Genomic DNA, 17743 nt, shown 5'->3' on the forward strand with positions numbered 1-17743 from the left:
AAAACGATTGTCTCCGACGGCGTTTCGGCGGGGGCTCGGTCATTTCGGTTCCCGGAGCACGAACCCGACGCCGCGAATGGTGTGCAAAATCCTTGGCGTGTCATCTATTTCGAGTTTGCGTCGCAGGTATCCGACGAACACGTCGACGACATTCGTATCGGCTATGAAATCGTAACCCCACACCAATTCCAGTAGTCGTTCCCGCGTCAACACCACACCCGCATTCCTGGCCAGCGTCGACAACAATTCGAATTCCCGTTTGGTGAGCTCGATTTCCTTGCCGTGCAACAGCGCTCGGTAGCCGGCCACGTCGATCTGCAATGGGCCGACGGTGATCGCGCCGGGCGCTGCGGGCTCCGGCACGTCGGTGCGCCTGCGCAGCAGGGCGCGGATCCTGGCCACCAGTTCGGCCAGCTCGAACGGCTTCACCAGGTAGTCGTCGGCGCCGGACTCGAGGCCGGCGATCCTGTCGTCGACCGAGGCGCGGGCGCTGAGCACGCAGATCGGCACGTCGTTGCCCATCGCGCGCAATGCCGTCACAACGCCCGCGCCGTCGAGCACCGGCATGTTCATGTCGAGGACGACGGCGTCGGGCGCGCGCTCGGACACCGCGCGCAGCGCCGCGGCGCCGTCGCGGGCAACCAGCACCTGGAACCCGGACAGTCGCAGGCCACGTTCGACCGAGGCGAGGACATCCTCGTCGTCGTCGACGACCAGGACAGTAGAGGCAGCACGATCGGTCACGGTGCAATCCTATGGGCGCGCAGCGCCGCCGACCGCCGTGGTCAGGTCGTCGGCGCCACCGGGTCGCCGTCGAGATCGGGCGTCGGCGAGTCCTCCGCCGCTGGCTGCGGTGCGCCGAGCGGGGGATTGGCGAGGATGCGGTCGGCCAGCGCGGTGAGCACCGCCGGGTCCTCGATGGTGGCCGGGGTCTCGACGTGTTCGCCCGCGGTGAGCTGGCGGATCGTCTTGCGCAGGATCTTGCCCGAGCGGGTCTTGGGCAGGCCGGAGACGATGATCGCGCTGTGCAGGGTGGCGATGGCGCCGATCTGCTCGCGCACCCGCTCTGCCAGCTCGGTGCGCAGCTGCTCGGGATCGACATCGACGCCCTGCTTGAGCACCACATACGCCAGCGGCAGGTGGCCCTTGAGCTCGTCGGGGACACCGATCACGGCGCATTCGGCGATGGCGTCGTGGCCCGCGATCGCGGCCTCGATACTGCCCGCCGACAGGCGATGCCCGGCCATGTTGATCACGTCGTCGCTACGGCCGAGGACGTAGAGGTAGCCGTCCTCGTCGAAGTAGCCGGAGTCGCCGGTCAGGTAGTGGCCGGGGAAGGCGGACAGGTACGAGCGGATGAACCGGTCGCGGTCGCGCCACAGGCCGGTCAGCGCGCCGGGCGGCAGCGGCAGCCCGATGACGATATTGCCCTCGACGCCGGTCGCCACCGGGTTGCCGTTCGCGTCGAGGACGCGCAGCCGGTAACCGGGCACCGGCACGCAGGACGAACCTGACTTGACCGGCAGTTCCTGCAGGCCGAGCGGGTCGGCGCAGATCGGCCAGCCGGTCTCGGTCTGCCACCAGTGGTCGACGACGGGGGTGTCGGGGTGCCCGGCCAGCAGCGTGCCGGTCGCCCACTCGAAGGTGGCCGGATCAAGGCGCTCCCCCGCGCAGAACAGCGCGCGCAGCCGGGATAGGTCGTGGCGGTGGGCCGCGGTCGCCTCGGGATCGGCGCGGCGGATCGCGCGCAACGCCGTCGGCGCGGTGAACAGCACCCGTACGTCGTGCTCGTCGATGATCTTCCAGAACGCGCCCGCGTCGGGGGTGCCGACCGGTTTTCCCTCGTAGAGCACGGTCGTCGCGCCGACGAGCAGCGGCGCGTAGACGATGTAGGAGTGGCCGACGACCCAGCCGACATCGGAGGCCGCCCAGAACACCTGACCAGGCCCGACGTCGTAGATGTTGCGCATCGACCAGGACAGCGCGACCGCGTGCCCGCCGTTGTCGCGCACCACGCCCTTGGGCTTCCCGGTGGTGCCCGAGGTGTAGAGGATGTAGAGCGGATCGGTCGCGGCGACCGAGACCGGCTCGGCCGGTGTCACGTCGGCGACGGTGGCGTCCCAGTCGACCCAGCGGGCGGCCACGGTCTGCTCCGAGGACGGCAGCACATCGGTGGCGGGCTGCGCGGCCGGGAACTCGATGGTCGGGAACTGCGGGCGCTGCTTGACGATCACCGTGCGCACCGACGCGGTCTGCGCCAGGTCGAGCGCCTGCAGCACGATCGGCGGGTACTCGATGCGGCGGTTGGGTTCCATCCCGCCCGAGGCGGTGACCACCAGGACCGGTTCGGCGTCGTCGATGCGGGCGGCCAGCTCGGGCGCGGCGAACCCGCCGAACACCACCGAGTGCACCGCGCCGATGCGGGCGCAGGCCAGCATCGCGATCACGGCCTCGGGGATCATCGGCAGGTAGATCACGACACGGTCACCGGCGACGACACCGAGATCGCGCATGGCTCCCGCGAATCGGGCGACCTCGTCGAGTAATTCGGCGTAGGTGAAGACGGTGGTGGTGTCCGTCATAGCGGAGACATATATGAGGGCGGCCTGATCGGCGTGCCCGCCGTCGGCGACGGTGCCCGCCCGCACGTGCCGGTCCAGCGCGTTGACGCAGGTGTTGAGCCGGGCGTCGGGGAACCAGCGGGCCGCGCGCTTGTCGGCGGCGTCGACGATCTGCTCCGGTGGGATATCCCACTCGATGGCCTGAGCTGCGACGGACCAGAAGTCGGCTGGGTCGACCAGACTGGTCTGATAGACCGGTCGGTACTCGTGTTCGGTGTCCAACCCCGTGACTCCCTAGCCTCGCTTCGATGCCCGCTCGATAGATCCTGATGATTGTGGCAGACTTCACGCGACACCCGAGGGGGTGCCGCGACCTTTGGTTTTGCCTGGAACGGGCAGGTCATCGCGCGGACCTCTACCGTGAGTCAGCCAAGAAGTTATTGATCCGTTAGAATCTGTTGTCACTTATTCGGGCAGTCGTAGACGCAATTTCTCGGCCAGCCGCAGTTCTCGGCCAGCTCCGCCTGGCGAGCCACCATTGCGCCTGTGGAGGTTCGCTGATGGCTCAAGGTACGAGGCCAGTTTGGAAAGTGAGTGGGAGATGCGTGACGCCGCTAGGTCCGGCAGCAAGCGCTGGGCGCTCGGCAACTGGGACCTGCGTTGGAAGGTTACGGCCGTGCTTGCCGTGCCGCTCGCGGTCGCGGTCGGGCTCGGCGTGTCGAGAATTACCTCGGAGTTCTCGGAAGCCAACCGACTGTCGAGCATCAATGAGCAGGTCGACTCGATTCCGTCGGTCACCGGGCTGAGTGCTACTTCGGCGAGGGTGGCCGGTAGTCAGATGGTCCCCGCGGGGCCTGGGGTAACCCTGGTCACCGACAAGGACCTCACCGACCTCGACGCCGCGATCGCCGCCGCCGAGTCCTCGCTCGGCAGGCTGGCGGATATTCCGCGGGCGCACGAGGCGCTGCAGCGGATGATCTCGCAGGCCAAGAACGTGCGTGGCCAGGGCAAGGCGCTCACCTCCTCGGCCGAGCCCGCGCTGGCCTCGGTCGAGCAGATGCGTAAAGACAGCGTCGACATCGTCGAGACCACCATCGCGCAGGTCAGTGACCCGGTCATGGACCAGGCCAAGCTGCGCCTGGTCGACTCGCTCAACACCCGTTCGATTCTCGTCGACCAGCTCGCAGGCCTCTCCGGGATGCTGCGCGGTCTGCCGCAGGGTTCCCAGGACTTCATCACCGGCGTCGCCACCGAGCGGCACCTGCTCGACGTGCTCGCCAACCGCTTCCCCGACGGTGATCGGGTGATCGCCGACCTCAAGGCGCAGGCCGACGTCCGGCAGAACCTGGTCAGCAGCCCCGAGGTGGCGGCGGGCAAACTCCCCATCGGCGACCTGCGTACCTCGCTCCTCACCAGCCTCGTCGGCTACGAGGGCGTCGTCGACTCGGCCACCAAGGCCATCGAGTCCGCGATGGACGAGCTGGCCGCCACCGCGGCGACCGGCGCCTGGTCCTACACCGGTGTCGTCATCGCGACGATCCTGGCCGCGCTGTTGCTCGCCGTGTTCGTCGCCCGCTCGATGATCGTGCCGCTGCACCGCCTGCGCCTCGCCGCGCTGCGCGTCGCCGAGTCCGATCTGCCGCACGAGGTCGCCCAGCTCCGTAACGGCGCCGCGCCCGAGGACGTGCCGCTCGAGCCGATGCCGGTGCGCTCCGACGAGGAGATCGGCCAGCTGGCCCGCGCCGTCGACGACATCCACGGTCAGGCGCTGCGCCTGGCCAGTGACCAGGCGCAGATGCGTTCCCAGGTCAACGACATGTTCGAGACCCTGGCCCGCCGGTCCAAGTCGCTCGTCGACCATCAGCTCACCCTCATCGAGGCGATGGAGTACGACGAGAAGGACCCGCGCCTGCTCGAGAACCTCTTCCGCCTCGATCACCTCGCGGCGCGCATGCGCCGTAACGGTGACAACCTGCTGATCCTCGCCGGCACCAAGCAGCGCAGGACCAAGTCGGCCCCGGTCGAGATCGCCGACGTGCTGCGCGCCGCGATCTCCGAGGTCGAGGACTACGAGCGGGTCAAGCTCGGCGCGACCCCGCGTGGCTCGCTGGTCGAACCGGCCGCCTCCGATATGGCGCACCTGTTCGCCGAGCTGCTCGACAACGCGCTGCGCGCCTCCCCGCCGGAGACCGACGTCAAGTTCACCTTCGCCCAGGCCCACGATCAGGGCATGCTGATCGAGGTCGCCGACCGCGGTATCGGTATGCCGCCCCAGGAGATGTCGGAGATCAACCGCAGGCTCGAGCAGACCGCCGAGCCCGGCCCCGACACCGCCCGCCACATGGGTCTGTTCGTGGTCGGCAGGCTCGCCGAGCGGCACGGGCTGACCGTGCGGCTACGTCCGACCTTCGACACCGCGCGCGATCCGGGCGTCACCGTCACGGTGCACGTGCCGGTCGGCCTGATCGTCACCGGCGCCGGTGGCCCGGTCGTGGCGCCGCAGCAGCTGCAGAAGCAGACGCCGCAGCAGCAGACGCCGCAGCAGCCGCAGCGCCCGAACCCGCAGAACCAGCCGAGCACGATGCAGACCCGCGCGATCACCCGTACCCCGGGTGGCAACGTGATGGTCACCGTCGACCCGGGCAGTGGTCCGATCGCGGCCGGTCCCGGTGGTCTGCCGCAGCGTCAGCCGGGCAACTCGATGGCCCAGGGCGTGCAGCAGGACGCCGCCGAGCAGTCGTCGCCGACCCTGCGTCCGGCCGCGCCCGGTCAGGGCAACGCGCCGCAGCGTGGCAAGCTCGCCGCGGCCAGCCTGCCCAAGCGCAGCGTCGCGCCGGGCGGACCGGGTGGGCCGCAGCGTCCGCAGGGCGCACCGCCCGCGCCGGGGCAGCCGGGCGATCCCAAGCCCGCCGGTGCCCCGCAGTCGCTGGCCGGTGGTCTGCCGCAGCGGTCGCCGGGCGCCAACGGAGCTCCCTCGCGCGATCAGGCCCAGCCACCGCGTGACACCGCGCCGCCGAAGCGCGACACCACCGCTGGTGGTCTGCCGCAGCGGTCGCCGGGCGCCAACGGCGCGCCGCCGCGCGACCCGTCGGCCGGTGGTCTGCCGCAGCGTCCGGCCGGCGGCCTGCCCCAGCGGGACCAGACCGGTGGCCTACCCCAGCGGGACCAGACGGGTGGCCTACCCCAGCGTGATCCGTCCAACGGTCTCCCGCAGCGTGAGCAGACCGGTGGTCTGCCGCAGCGTGATCCGTCGACCGGGTTGCCCCAGCGGGACCCCGCGGGCAACGGTGCGCCGCAACGTGATTCCGGTCCGGTGACGCGTGATCCGGCGTCCGGGCTGCCGCAGCGCTCCCCGTCCAACGGTCTGCCGCAGCGTGATCCGGCGCCGCGCCTGCCGCACCGCGATCAGACCGGTGGTCTGCCGCAGCGTGATCCGTCGAACGGGCTGCCCCAGCGTGAGCAGACCGGTGGCCTCCCGCAGCGTGATCCGTCCAACGGCCTGCCCCAGCGTGAGCAGACCGGTGGTCTGCCGCAACGCGATCCGTCCAACGGTCTGCCGCAGCGTGGTGCCCAGCCGAACGGTCTGCCGCAGCGGGATCCGGCGGCCGGTCAGCAGCAGCGTCCGGCCAACGGCTTGCCGCAGCGTGGTGCCCCTGCGCCGCAGCGGGATTCCGCCGAGAACGGTCTGCCGCAGCGTGCTCCCGCGTCCGGTCTGCCGCAGCGGGAAGCGCCGAACGGTCTGCCGCAGCGTCCGGCTGCGCCGAATGCGCTGCCCCAGCGCGATCCCGGCGCTACTGTGGTACCGCAGGCGAACGCCGGGCCGGGAGTGGCGCTGCCGCAACGGGATCGGGATCCTGCGGGACCGGAGAACGCTGCGTCGGCAGGGCGCGATCCGGGTCGGCACAGCTACCGGTCGAATCCGGTCAAGGCTGCGTCGTTCTTCCAGACCAGGTTGCAGCCGGCACCGGAGGGCGATTCCGTCATGGGCGGAACGCCGATCTTCGCGGAGATGATGTCGGCGTGGCTCACGGACGAGAATTCCGACCGGTCCCAGATGGCCGCTGCCTTCGAATCACCGGGTGACGAAGGTTGGCAGGCCGCGCGCCGGGCCAGCGAGGCTCAGCCCGAGGTTCGTACCGCTGCGGGCTTGCCTCAACGCAATCCGGGCGGCAGGCTCGTGCCTGGCGGTGTGACCGGCAAGGCCGACAGCACCCCGCAACGTGATCCCGAAACGATCAGGTCCAGCTTGAGTCGTCACCAGCAGGGCGTCCGGGATGGCCGCGCAATGAAGGCAATGAACCTAACCGGAGATAAAGGAGACCGATGAACCCCGATCTAGGTGGTACGAACCGTCAGCTGGATTGGCTGGTTTCGAACTTCGCCAACGAGGTTCCTGGCGTAGCCCATGCCGTCCTGGTCTCGGCTGACGGCCTGCTGATGGCCGCGAGCGCCCAGCTTCCGGTCGACCGCGCAGAGCAGTTGTCCGCTGTGACCGCCGGACTGGCAAGCCTTTCCGTCGGCGTGTCGAATCTGTTCGAAGGCGGTACGGTACTGCAGTCCGTCGTCGAGATGGAGCACGGTTACCTACTGCTCATGGCAGTCGGCGACGGCTCGTATCTCGCCGTCTTGACCAACACCTCGTGTGACATCGGTCAGGTGGGCTACGAAATGGCTCTGTTGGTCGAGCGCGTTGGCCAGACCGTCCAGGCCACGCCACGCGTCACGATGGGTTCCTGATGGTGGGATGGACATAGACGATCACCGCATGGGGAGCGCCGAGCCCAGCCTCGTCCGCCCGTACTCCTTGACTGCCGGCCGTACCAGGCCGGCGGTCGAGTTGGCGTTGGAGGCACTCGTTGCATCGCATCCGGTCGCCATGGAGCGGCAGTTCGAACTGAACAACCTCGAAACGTCCATCGTGGAGTTGTGCAGGCAATCGCCGTCCGTTGCCGAGATAGCTGCCCAATTGGGTATCCCGATTGGTGTAGCGCGGGTACTCGTGGCCGATCTCATCGAGGCCGGTCATGTCCGGGTCTCGGCAACTTTGAAAGACGATTCCAGCGACGATGAACGTCGCGAGCTGATCGAAAGGGTTCTCAGTGGACTCCGGCGTATTTGATTCGACGGCGCAGGTCGACACCCGCACGAGCAAGCCGACTTCGGCGAAGATCGTTGTCGCCGGTGGCTTCGGTGTCGGTAAGACCACGTTGGTCGGTGCAGTGTCGGAGATCGTTCCGCTGCGCACCGAGGCGTTGGTGACCAACGCCAGTACCGGAATCGACAACCTGACCGGCATTCCGATGAAGTCGACCACCACGGTGGCGATGGACTTCGGCCGGATCAGCCTCGCTGACGACCTGGTTCTGTACCTGTTCGGCACGCCCGGCCAGTACCGGTTCTGGTTCATGTGGGACGACCTCATCAAGGGCGCCATCGGCGCCGTGGTGCTGGTCGACACCCGCAGGCTGGAGGACAGCTTCGCCGCGGTCGACTACTTCGAAGCTCGCGGTCTGCCGTTCCTGGTGGCGCTCAACGAGTTCGACGACGCACCGAAGTACCCCCTCGAGGACATCCGCCAGGCCCTCGCGGTTCCCGCCGACGTGCCGATCATGTCGATCGACGCCCGCCGCCGTGAACCAGCCAAGCAGGCCCTGGTGTCCTTGACCGAGTACGCCCTGCGCAAGGTCATGCAGGGCTACTGACCCGGAGACGGGGCTGCCGCGATGAAGGCAGCAGCCCCGCATTCGTTCCCGCTCAGGATTCCGGTTCGGGGTCGAGGCGGGTCCAGCCGAGGATCATGGCCGGGGCGCAGCCGCCTGCCATGATGGCGGCGAGCATCATCAGGCCGCCCGCGTAGGCGGTGCGGTAGGCGTCGGCGTGCGGCGCGATGGCGCTGACGAAGATCAAGTAGGCCAGTGGCGGCATCGTCAAAGACTGGGTGAGTGCCAGGCCGGCCGAGCGCGCCTTGTTGCGTTCGGCGATTTCCAGTTCGTCGAGCATCGGGTCGGGTGCGTGGTCCTGGCCGCCGGAGGCGATGCGCAGCATCGTCCAGCTCGGGAGGAACAGCAGCAGCGCGATCAGCGCGACGACCGGGGCCGCGGCGAGATCCAGTGCGCACAGCACGCCTGCCACCGCGATGCCGAGCAGTGCTGTCACCACGCCGATCACCAGCATTCGCCTGCGGCGTTGCGGCCGCCAGCCCTTCAGCATGCCGGCGGTGCGCTGTTCCTGGACCAGCCAGCGGCGGACGCGATAGTTCTGGTAGCGGTCGATCAGTCCGGTCGCGCTGGTCATGGCGTGCCTTTCGTTCGTGGGTACAGCTCGGCCGAGAGCGGGCCGAATTCGGTGCGGGAGAACACCGCCTCGACCGGGAGCTCGAACACATCGCAGATGCGCAGGGCCAGGTCGAGGCTCGGATAGTGGTCGCCGCGTTCGAGTGCGCCGATCGTCTGCACGTTGACGTTGACGGCGTCGGCGAGCGCCGCCCTGCTCATCCGGTGTTCCGCGCGGAGCACCGCGATGCGATTGAAGATCGGGAGGGTTTCCCCTCGTCTGACTGGGCTCACACAAAGAAGTGTTGTAAAAACACAACACATTGTCAAGATTCCCGAATGTTCCGTCGCGATGTCGTGACCCTCGGCGCGGTCGGCGGCCCGCTAGGCTCTGCGCGTGCACATGTCCGCAAATGACCTGATCGCGCAGTTGCTCGACCCCGATTCGTTCCAGAGCTGGGACCGCCCGCCGATCGAGCCCGCGGTCGCCCCGCGGTATCGCCGGGAACTCATAGCCGCGGCGCGGCGCGCGGGCACCGATGAGTCGGTGCTGACGGGGGAGGGGCTGCTGCGCGGGCGCCGGGTCGCTGTGATCGCCTGTGAATTCGCGTTTCTGGCCGGGTCGATCGGGGTCGCGGCGGCGGAGCGGATCGTGTCCGCGGTGGAGCGGGCTACCGAGCTCGGGCTTCCGCTCATCGCGTCACCGACGTCGGGTGGCACCAGAATGCAGGAGGGCACAGTCGCTTTCGTGCAGATGGTGAAGATCGCGGGCGCGGTCGCGGTGCACAAGGCGGCGGGGCATCCGTATCTGGTGTACCTGCGCAATCCCACGATGGGCGGAGTGTTCGCGTCGTGGGGTTCGCTCGGCCACATCACCTTCGCCGAACCGGGCGCGCTGATCGGGTTCCTCGGTCCGCGCGTCTATGAGGCGTTGTACGGCAAGCCTTTTCCGCCCGGCGTGCAGACGGCGGAGAACCTGTACCGCAACGGTGTGATCGACGGCGTGGTCACCGTCGAGGTGTTCCGCCGGATCGCGCACCGGGCATTGAGCGTCGCCAGCGGTGTCGTCCTCCCGGTCTCGGCCGAGCCGGGTTGGGCGGCGCCCGTTCGCAATCCGGCAAAGGCGACGAATCCCGCTGCGACTGCCTGGGATTCGGTCCTGAGCACCCGTCGCCCCGGTAGGCCGGGCATCCGCGACCTGCTGCGCCATGTGACACAGCGGGTTCCGCTCAGCGGCACCGGCCAGGGCGAATCCGACCGCACGGTGGTGCTCGCCCTCGTCCGTTTCGGCGGCCAGCCCTGCGTGGTCTTCGGTCACGACCGATCGGGTCAGGAAGGCGAGCACACCATGGGCCCTGCCGCGCTGCGGGAGGCGCGGCGCGCGATGGCGCTGGCCCGCGAGCTGCGCCTGCCGCTGGTGCTGGTGATCGACACCGTCGGCGCCGCCCTGTCCAAGGAAGCCGAGGAACGCGGGCTGGCCCCGGAGATCGCCCGGTGCCTGGCCGACCTGGTCACCTTGGATACCCCCACCGTGTCGATTCTCCTCGGTCAGGGCACCGGCGGCGGCGCGCTCGCGCTGCTGCCCGCCGACCGCGTACTCGCCGCCGAACACGGCTGGCTGGCTCCGCTGCCGCCGGAGGGGGCGAGTGCGATCGTCTTCCGCGATACCACCCACGCACCGGAACTGGCTGCGGCACAAGGTATCCGCGCGGTCGATCTCCAAGCCGACGGCGTGGTGGACCGGATCGTCGACGAGCACCCCGACGCCGCCGACGAGCCGGTCGCCTTCGCCCGCAGGATGGTCCTCGCGGTCACCGAGGAGCTCGCGGCCCTGCGCGCACAGCCGACGGCGGACCTGCGGGCTCTGCGCAAGGTGCGGTATCGGCGGATCGGGGTCGTCTCCTGACCCGCGCCCCGGTTTCCACCCGAATCCGCAGCTGGGGAAACACGCAGGTGAGCGTCGTTGACGGTACGGCGAACCACTTCTACCGTCGAACAGGTGACTTTCCGTAGCGCTAGCAGCCGCGTTCCCACCATCGTTCTCAACGACGGGAACGTCATCCCGCAGCTCGGCTTCGGTGTCTTCCAGGTGCCGGAGGACGACGTCACGCCCGTGGTGGCCGAGGCATTGAAGGTCGGCTACCGCAGCATCGACACGGCCGCGGTCTACGGAAACGAGGAAGGCGTAGGCCGCGCGATCCGTGCCTCGGGGATCCCCCGCGACGAGATCTACGTGACCACCAAGCTGTGGAACGCCGACCAGGGCTACGACAGCACGCTGCGCGCCTTCGACGCCAGCATGCAGCGGCTGGGCCTGGACTATCTGGACCTGTACCTGATCCACTGGCCGGTGCCGTCGGCAGGCCGCTATGTCGACACCTTCCGTGCCTTCCAGGCGCTCAAGGCACAGGGCCGGATCCGCTCGATCGGTGTCTCCAACTTCCGGGTGACCGACCTGGTGACCCTGATCACCGAGGCGGGCGAGACCCCGGCGGTCAACCAGATCGAATTGCATCCCAACCTGGCCCAGCCCGACCTGCGCCACTACGACGACAGCCAAGCGATCGCCACCGAGGCGTGGAGCCCGCTCGGTCAGGGCACGCTGCTGGACAACCCGACCATCGTCACCCTCGCCAAGGAACTCGACCGCACGCCCGCACAGGTCATCATCCGGTGGCACCTGCAGCTGGGCAATATCGTCATCCCCAAGTCGGTCACGCCGTCGCGGATCGCGGAGAACTTCGACGTGTTCTCCTTCGAGCTGGACGCGGAGGCGATGGCGGCGATCGACCGCCTCGACACGGGTACCAGGGTCGGCGCCGACCCGGCCACCCTCAGCCTCGGTCTGGACTGATCCCCAGGTAGCCGGTCAATTCGGCAGCCGCGGCCCGGCCCGCCCGGTTCGCGCCGATGGTGCTGGCCGACGGCCCGTAGCCGATCAGATGGATCCGTGGATCGACCGCGACCTGGGTGGCGAGGCGACCGGTCATGGTGATCCCGCCGCCGGGTCCGCGCAGCCGCAACGGCGCGAGATGGTCCAGCGAGCTGCGGAAACCGGTCGCCCACAGGATGACATCGGCTTCCTGGAACCGCCCGTCCGCCCAGCGCACGCCCGTCGGCTCGATCCGTTCGAACATCGGCTGCCGAGCCAGCGCGCCCCGGTCACGCGCGGCGCGCAGCCGCTCGTCCAGCGGGAGCCCGGTCACCGAGACCACCGATCCGGGCGGCAGACCGCGGCGCACCCGGTCCTCGACGACGGCCACGGCCGCGCGCCCGTCCTCCTCGCGGAAGGGCAGCGACCGGAACACCGGCTCGCTCCTGGTGACCCATGTGGTAGACGTCACCTGCGAGATCTCGTCGAGCAATTGCACCGCCGAGATGCCGCCGCCGACGATGACCACATGTTTGCCGGCGAACTCCGCGGCCGTGCGGTAATCGCGGGTGTGCAGCTGACGGCCGGTGAACGTGCCAGCGCCCGGATACACCGGAATGAACGGGCGCTCCCAGGTTCCGGTGCCGTTGATCAACCCCCGCGTGCGCAGGGTCCCCGCGCCCTCGGTCTCGACGTGCAGCACCTCGCCGCGCCCGGCGCAGGTCTGCCCGTCGGCGGTCCGATCGCAGACGACATGCACCGTCACCTGTCGCCGTACCCGCAGGTCGAAGCGCTTTTCGTAGAGTTCGTAGTAGTGCGGCACCGCGGTGGCCGCCGGTGCGGATTCCGAGCCGGGCGGCAGCGTCTCGGCGAAGGACATCCCCGGCAGATCGTGCACCCGGTTCACGGTGGTCAGCGTCAGCGACGGCCAGCGGAACTGCCAGGCGCCGCCGGGGCCGGGCGCGTGGTCGACGATGAGGAAGTCGCGTTCGGGGACCAATCCGCGGCGGCGCAGGTGGTAACCGGCCGAGAGTCCCGCCTGGCCCGCACCGATCACCAGGATGTCGAAGTCGGTCGCCACAGCCGCCGATGCTATCGCCTTACCGGGCGTCGACGGTCGCCTGTGGCAGAGTTATGGCACGCAAGGTATCCGGTACTTCTGGGGAGAATGCATGCTCGGCGTGACCCGCGATGGTGACGTGATCACCATCGAATTACAGCGCGAGGAACGGCGCAACGCGCTGAGTGAGGAGTTGGTCGGCCTGTTGCGTGCCGCGATGCTCGACGCGGTGGAGCAGGGCGCGCGGGTCATCGTGCTCACCGGCCGTGGCCCGATCTTCAGCGCGGGCGCCGACCTGTCCGGCGTCTACTCCGAGACGTTCCTGTCCGGCCTGCTCGACATGCTGCACACCATCGAAGCACTGCCGGTCCCGGTGATCTCGGCGATCAACGGCGGTGCGCTCGGCGCGGGCGTGCAACTGGCGATCGCCTCGGACCTGCGGGTGCTCGAGCCCGACGCCTACATCGCGGTCCCGGCCGCCAAACTCGGCATCTCGGTCGACCGCTGGACGGTCTCGCGGCTGGTCTCGCTGATCGGCGGCGGCCCGGCCCGCACCATCCTGCTCGCGGCCGACCCGGTCACGGCCACCGATGCCTACGCCTTCGGCTTCGCCAACAAGCTCGGCACCCTCGCCGACGCGCAGGACTGGGCGAAGTCGATCGCCGCGCTCGCCCCGCTCTCGCTGCGGGCGATGAAGCTCATGCTCAACGACGACGGCACTCGCGAACCGGCGAGCGCCCAGCAGCGGGCCGCGCTGGAAGCGGCGTGGACCAGCGACGACGCGAAGGAGGGTCGTATGGCCCGGCAGGAGAAGCGCCCAGCGAAGTTCGTGGGCCGCTGATGCGGCTCGCGCGTGTTGCGGGGTCGGTGGCGAGCACGCTCGGGCTCGCCTGGGTGGCGCGTGCGGTGTGGGGGCTGTCAACGGCCATCGGCGCCGGACCGGCGGCCATCGAGCCGATCGCGCTCGGCAAGTCGTCGTTCCGGGACGGCCGCTTCCACAACACCGAGCCGAGCAGCATGCTCGCTCCCGGCGCCGCGCCCTCGCTGCTGTGGTCCGGACTCACCAAGGGCCGGGTCGGCAGGCCGTCGCGCCCGGTCCCCCTGGTCACCCCCGCGGTGCCGGAGGAGGCCGCGCCGCTGGCGGTGACCTGGTACGGGCACGCGAGCGCGCTCGTCGAACTCGACGGCTACCGCGTGCTGGCCGACCCGGTGTGGAGCGAGCGCGTCTCGCCGTCCCCGCTGGTCGGTCCGGCCCGGCTGCATCCGGTGCCCGGCGAACTGTCGTCGCTGCCCGCCGTCGACGCGGTGATCATCTCCCACGATCACTACGACCACCTCGACAAGGCCACCATCGACGAACTGGTCCGCGCACAGCTCGCGCCGTTCGTCGTGCCGACCGGCATCGGCGCGCACCTGCGGCACTGGGGTGTGCCCGAGGACCGCATCATCGAGCTCGACTGGGGCGGCTCGGTCTCGCTCGGCCACAACGCCGCCGACCGCGGGCTCACCATCACCTGCGCCGAGGCCAGGCATTTCTCCGGCCGCGGCCTGGTCCGCAACACCACCCTGTGGGCGTCCTGGGCACTGGCCGGGCCGACCAAGCGGGTCTATTTCGGCGGCGACACCGGATACACGAAGGCGTTCTCGCAGGCGGGCGCCGTCCTCGGCCCCTTCGATCTGACGCTGCTGCCGATCGGCGCCTACGACGAGCGCTGGACCGACGTGCACATGAACCCGGAGGAGGCGGTGCGCGCGCACGCCGACCTGTGCCTCGGCGACGCGGGCTACGGCCTGCTGGTGCCGATCCACTGGGCCACTTTCAATCTCGCCTTCCACGGATGGTCGGAGCCGGTGCACCGGTTGGTGTCCGCCGCGGCCGAAGCGGGTACCCGCACTGTAGTGCCCAAGCCGGGCGAGCGGGTGGTTCCGAATGACCTCCCACCACGGGTTTCGTGGTGGGAAGATGTGGAGTGAACCCTTTCGGCTTCGCGTAGCGACGGGCAATCGCGCCAAAACGGGAAAGGAACATCGGCAGATGAGTCTCGTGGATACCTTGAAGGGCTTGCTCGGGAAGGGCAAGGAGGCGGTCGAGCAGAACGCCGACAAGATCAACGAAGCGGTCGACAAGGCCGGCACGTTCATCGATGAGAAGACCGGCGGCAAGTACAGCGACAAGATCGAGAAGGGCAAGGACGCGGCCAAGAAGGTCGTTCCGCCGCAGTCCGGCACCGGTCAGGGCCCTGCGTCCGGCACCACCACCCCGCCGAATACCGCCCCCGGCGCCACCCCAGGCGCCACCCCGCCGAAGCCCGGCCCCGGCACCACTGCCGGCGGCGCCGCGCCGACCGATCCGGGGCCGCAGGCCTGATTCGGTGCGCGGGGGCCGGGTCGCTTCGGTCCCCGCCGCCGTACCGCGTCGATGGTCCGCCGGGAGTTCCGGGGTCCGCCGGGTGAGCCCGGCATCGAGGTTGAGCTCAGCAACCTCGACAAGGTGCTGTACCCGGCGACCGGGACGACCAAAGGCGAAGTGATCGCCTACTATTCGGCGATCGCCGCGGCCATACTGCCCCACGTCGCGGGGCGGCCGGTCACCAGGAAACGGTGGCCCAACGGGGTCGATCACCCCGACTTCTTCGAGAAGAACCTGCCCGAGCACGCGCCGGCGTGGATCCAGCGCCGCGCGATCGAGCATTCCAGCCGCAAGGTGGTCTATCCGCTGATCGATTCCGAGGCGGGCATGGCCTGGCTCGGCCAGCAGGCGGCGCTGGAAGTCCATGTGCCGCAATGGCGATTCGACGGCGAACAGCGCGGCCCGGCGACCAGGATCGTCTTCGATCTCGACCCAGGGCCCGGCGCGGGGCTGGCCGAATGCGCGCGGGTCGCGCTGGCCGTGCGCGACATGGTCGCCGACATCGGCATGCAGGCCTTCCCGGTGACCAGCGGCAGCAAGGGAATTCACGTCTACGTGCCGCTGGACCGGCCGGTGAGCTCGCGCGGCGCGTCCACCGTCGCCAAGCAGGTGGCCGCCAATCTCGAACAGCTGCACCCGGATCTGGTGACGGCGACGATGGCCAAGTCGGCCCGCGCGGGCAAGGTCTTCCTGGACTGGAGCCAGAACAACGCGGCCAAGACCACCATCGCCCCGTACTCGCTGCGCGGTCGCACCCAGCCCAATGCCGCGGCGCCGCGCGGCTGGGCCGAGATCGAAGACGTGAAAGCGTTGCGCCAGTTGCGTTTCGACGAGGTCCTGGCCCGCTGGCAGGCCGACGGCGATCTGCTGGCCGAACTCGACCCGCCGCTGCCGAGCGGCCCCGACGCACTGACCAAGTACCGCAGCATGCGCGATCCCGAGCGCACCCCCGAACCGGTGCCCGCCACCGCACCCGAACCCGGCTCCGGTGACCGCTTCGTCGTCCAGGAACACCACGCCCGCCGATTGCACTGGGACGTGCGACTCGAGCGCGACGGCGTCCTCGCCTCGTGGGCGGTGCCCAAGGGCCCGCCCACCGAGCCGAGACACAATCGCCTCGCCGTGCGCACCGAGGATCATCCGCTCGAATACCTGCACTTCCACGGCACCATCCCGAAGGGCGAGTACGGCGCGGGCGAGATGACGATCTGGGACTCGGGCACCTACGTCACCGAGAAATGGCGCGACGACGAGGTGATCGTGGAACTCGACGGCGAGCGCCTGCACGGCCGCTACGCGTTCATCCAGACCAACGGCGACCAGTGGCTGATGCACTACATGCGCGATCAGGTCCGGCGAGAACCCGTGGCGGACAGCGGGTCCCGTGATTTCCCACGTGGCCTCGCGCCGATGCTCGCGACGGCCGGTGCGGTGGAATCACTGGCCGCGGGGGAGTGGGCCTTCGAAACCAAGTGGGACGGCTTCCGGGTGATCGTCGAGATCGACGACGGCACCGTCACCGTCCGCAGCCGGGCGGGCAACATCGTGACCACCCGTTACCCGCGCCTGGCCGCGCTCGGCACCGAACTGGCCGGGCACCGAGTGGTGCTCGACGGCGAGGCGGTGGTGCTCGACGCGAACGGCCTCTCGGATATCTCGTCGCTGCAAGCGGATTCGGCGCGGGCCGTGTTCGTCGCTTTCGACGTGCTCTATCTCGACGGCACCTCCCTGCTGCGCAAGAAGTACAGCGACCGGCGGTCGGTACTCGAGGCGCTCGGCAGGCTGGCGCCGTCGATGAATGTCTCGGAACTGCTGGACGGTTCGGGCGCCGAGGCCATGCGGGCCAGTAGCGAGCAGGGGCAGGAGGGGGTCGTGGCCAAGCGGGTCGACTCGGTGTATCAGCCGGGCAAGCGCGGCCAGACCTGGCTCAAGCAGCGCAACTGGCGGTCGCGGGAGGTCGTGGTCGGCGGGTGGCGGCGCAGCGACAAACGGGAGTTCAAGTCGCTGCTGCTCGGGATACCGCACGAGAACGGGCTCGTCTACGTCGGCCGCGTCGGCACCGGGTTCGACACCGAGCAGGCGCGGCGCATCGCCGCCGAGCTTCGCCGGCTGCACCGCGCGAGTTCGCCGTTCGTCAACGAGATGACCGCCGACGAGTGCCGCGACGCGGAGTGGGTCACCCCGAAACTCACCGGCACCGTGCGCTTCCAGGCCTGGACCGACACCGGACGGCTGTGGCATCCCGTGTGGGACGGTGTGACGCGGTCGCGCGGTTGATGCCGTCGACGCGAAAGCTGCGGTGTTGCTAGGGTGATCGCGTTGTGGAGCGCTGGTGCGCTCGAGACTGGAGTTCGAAATCAGCGAGGAGTGCACGGTGGATTTCAAAAACCTGGCGGGTAAGGCGATGGACCTGGCCGCCCAGCACGCGGACAAGGTCGACGGCGTGATCGAGAAGGCCGGTGACGTGGTCGACGCGAAGACCGGCGGCAAGTTCTCCGGCCAGGTCGACTCCGCGCAGGAAGCAGCCAAGAACGCCATCCGCGATCAGGCGTGAGTTCGTCCCGGCGG

Annotated in this window: 16 protein-coding genes; 11 read left to right on the forward strand and 5 right to left on the reverse strand. The window is 69.3% G+C overall.

The genetic code is table 11. The features are described from left to right. Positions 1-39: 39 nt before the first annotated feature. Together ACFWF2_RS24435 and ACFWF2_RS24440 are read right to left on the reverse strand one after the other, a co-directional pair. The gene (locus tag ACFWF2_RS24435) at positions 40-744 is read right to left on the reverse strand and encodes a response regulator transcription factor (protein WP_189030254.1); all 705 of its coding nucleotides are present in this window, start codon (positions 742-744) and stop codon (positions 40-42) included. 41 nt (positions 745-785) lie between these two features. Next, complete coding sequence (locus ACFWF2_RS24440; RefSeq protein WP_379309773.1) at positions 786-2843, reverse strand: AMP-binding protein; 2058 nt, start codon at positions 2841-2843, stop codon at positions 786-788. A gap of 319 nt (positions 2844-3162) precedes the next feature. Between ACFWF2_RS24440 and ACFWF2_RS24445 the strand changes: the two genes are divergently transcribed. The 4 genes from ACFWF2_RS24445 to ACFWF2_RS24460 are packed head-to-tail and all read left to right on the forward strand — an operon-like array spanning position 3163 to position 8263. After that, positions 3163-6888 (forward strand): ATP-binding protein, encoded by a 3726-nt coding sequence (locus ACFWF2_RS24445; protein ID WP_379309774.1) that lies wholly within the window; start codon positions 3163-3165, stop codon positions 6886-6888. Further along, positions 6885-7298: a roadblock/LC7 domain-containing protein gene (locus ACFWF2_RS24450; RefSeq protein WP_011207200.1), complete on the forward strand. Its 414-nt coding sequence runs from the start codon at positions 6885-6887 to the stop codon at positions 7296-7298. Before ACFWF2_RS24445 ends, ACFWF2_RS24450 begins: the two co-directional genes overlap by 4 nt. 7 nt (positions 7299-7305) lie before the next feature. After that, positions 7306-7680: a DUF742 domain-containing protein gene (locus ACFWF2_RS24455; protein ID WP_019044950.1), complete on the forward strand. Its 375-nt coding sequence runs from the start codon at positions 7306-7308 to the stop codon at positions 7678-7680. Beyond that, positions 7661-8263, forward strand: a complete 603-nt coding sequence (locus ACFWF2_RS24460; protein ID WP_378852141.1) for an ATP/GTP-binding protein — start codon at positions 7661-7663, stop codon at positions 8261-8263. Before ACFWF2_RS24455 ends, ACFWF2_RS24460 begins: the two co-directional genes overlap by 20 nt. A 52-nt stretch (positions 8264-8315) precedes the next feature. Here ACFWF2_RS24460 and ACFWF2_RS24465 read toward each other — a convergent pair whose 3' ends face one another. Together ACFWF2_RS24465 and ACFWF2_RS24470 are read right to left on the reverse strand one after the other, a co-directional pair. After that, on the reverse strand, positions 8316-8855 hold the full coding sequence (locus tag ACFWF2_RS24465; protein ID WP_379309775.1) for a hypothetical protein: 540 nt from the start codon (positions 8853-8855) through the stop codon (positions 8316-8318). Continuing rightward, positions 8852-9127, reverse strand: coding sequence for a helix-turn-helix transcriptional regulator (locus ACFWF2_RS24470; RefSeq protein ID WP_189030263.1), 276 nt, complete (start codon positions 9125-9127; stop codon positions 8852-8854). Before ACFWF2_RS24470 ends, ACFWF2_RS24465 begins: the two co-directional genes overlap by 4 nt. A gap of 109 nt (positions 9128-9236) precedes the next feature. Between ACFWF2_RS24470 and ACFWF2_RS24475 the strand changes: the two genes are divergently transcribed. Continuing rightward, positions 9237-10739, forward strand: a complete 1503-nt coding sequence (locus ACFWF2_RS24475; protein ID WP_379309785.1) for a carboxyl transferase domain-containing protein — start codon at positions 9237-9239, stop codon at positions 10737-10739. 93 nt (positions 10740-10832) lie between these two features. Next, a complete protein-coding gene (locus ACFWF2_RS24480; RefSeq protein ID WP_379309776.1) occupies positions 10833-11687 on the forward strand; it encodes an aldo/keto reductase in 855 nt (284 codons plus the stop codon). On the opposite strand, the gene ACFWF2_RS24485 is transcribed toward ACFWF2_RS24480, so the two are convergent. After that, a complete protein-coding gene (locus ACFWF2_RS24485; RefSeq protein ID WP_379309777.1) occupies positions 11668-12786 on the reverse strand; it encodes an NAD(P)-binding domain-containing protein in 1119 nt (372 codons plus the stop codon). The genes ACFWF2_RS24480 and ACFWF2_RS24485 overlap by 20 nt on opposite strands. Positions 12787-12877: 91 nt before the next feature. Between ACFWF2_RS24485 and ACFWF2_RS24490 the strand changes: the two genes are divergently transcribed. The 5 genes from ACFWF2_RS24490 (at position 12878) to ACFWF2_RS24510 (ending at position 17729) form a co-directional block, all read left to right on the forward strand. Next, entirely contained in the window at positions 12878-13606 is a 729-nt protein-coding gene (locus ACFWF2_RS24490) for an enoyl-CoA hydratase (protein WP_379309778.1), read from the forward strand. Further along, entirely contained in the window at positions 13606-14739 is a 1134-nt protein-coding gene (locus tag ACFWF2_RS24495; RefSeq protein ID WP_379309779.1) for an MBL fold metallo-hydrolase, read from the forward strand. Before ACFWF2_RS24490 ends, ACFWF2_RS24495 begins: the two co-directional genes overlap by 1 nt. Positions 14740-14800: 61 nt before the next feature. Then, on the forward strand, positions 14801-15133 hold the full coding sequence (locus tag ACFWF2_RS24500; protein ID WP_379309781.1) for an Rv0909 family putative TA system antitoxin: 333 nt from the start codon (positions 14801-14803) through the stop codon (positions 15131-15133). A gap of 51 nt (positions 15134-15184) precedes the next feature. After that, complete coding sequence (locus ACFWF2_RS24505; RefSeq protein ID WP_379309782.1) at positions 15185-17452, forward strand: ATP-dependent DNA ligase; 2268 nt, start codon at positions 15185-15187, stop codon at positions 17450-17452. 97 nt (positions 17453-17549) lie between these two features. Next, positions 17550-17729 carry an antitoxin gene (locus tag ACFWF2_RS24510; protein WP_379309783.1) on the forward strand — a complete coding sequence of 60 codons (180 nt, stop codon included), beginning with the start codon at positions 17550-17552 and terminating at the stop codon, positions 17727-17729. Positions 17730-17743: the final 14 nt, after the last annotated feature.

It is taken from the genome of Nocardia sp. NPDC060259 (assembly GCF_042728775.1).
In the GTDB taxonomy this organism is placed as follows: domain Bacteria; phylum Actinomycetota; class Actinomycetes; order Mycobacteriales; family Mycobacteriaceae; genus Nocardia.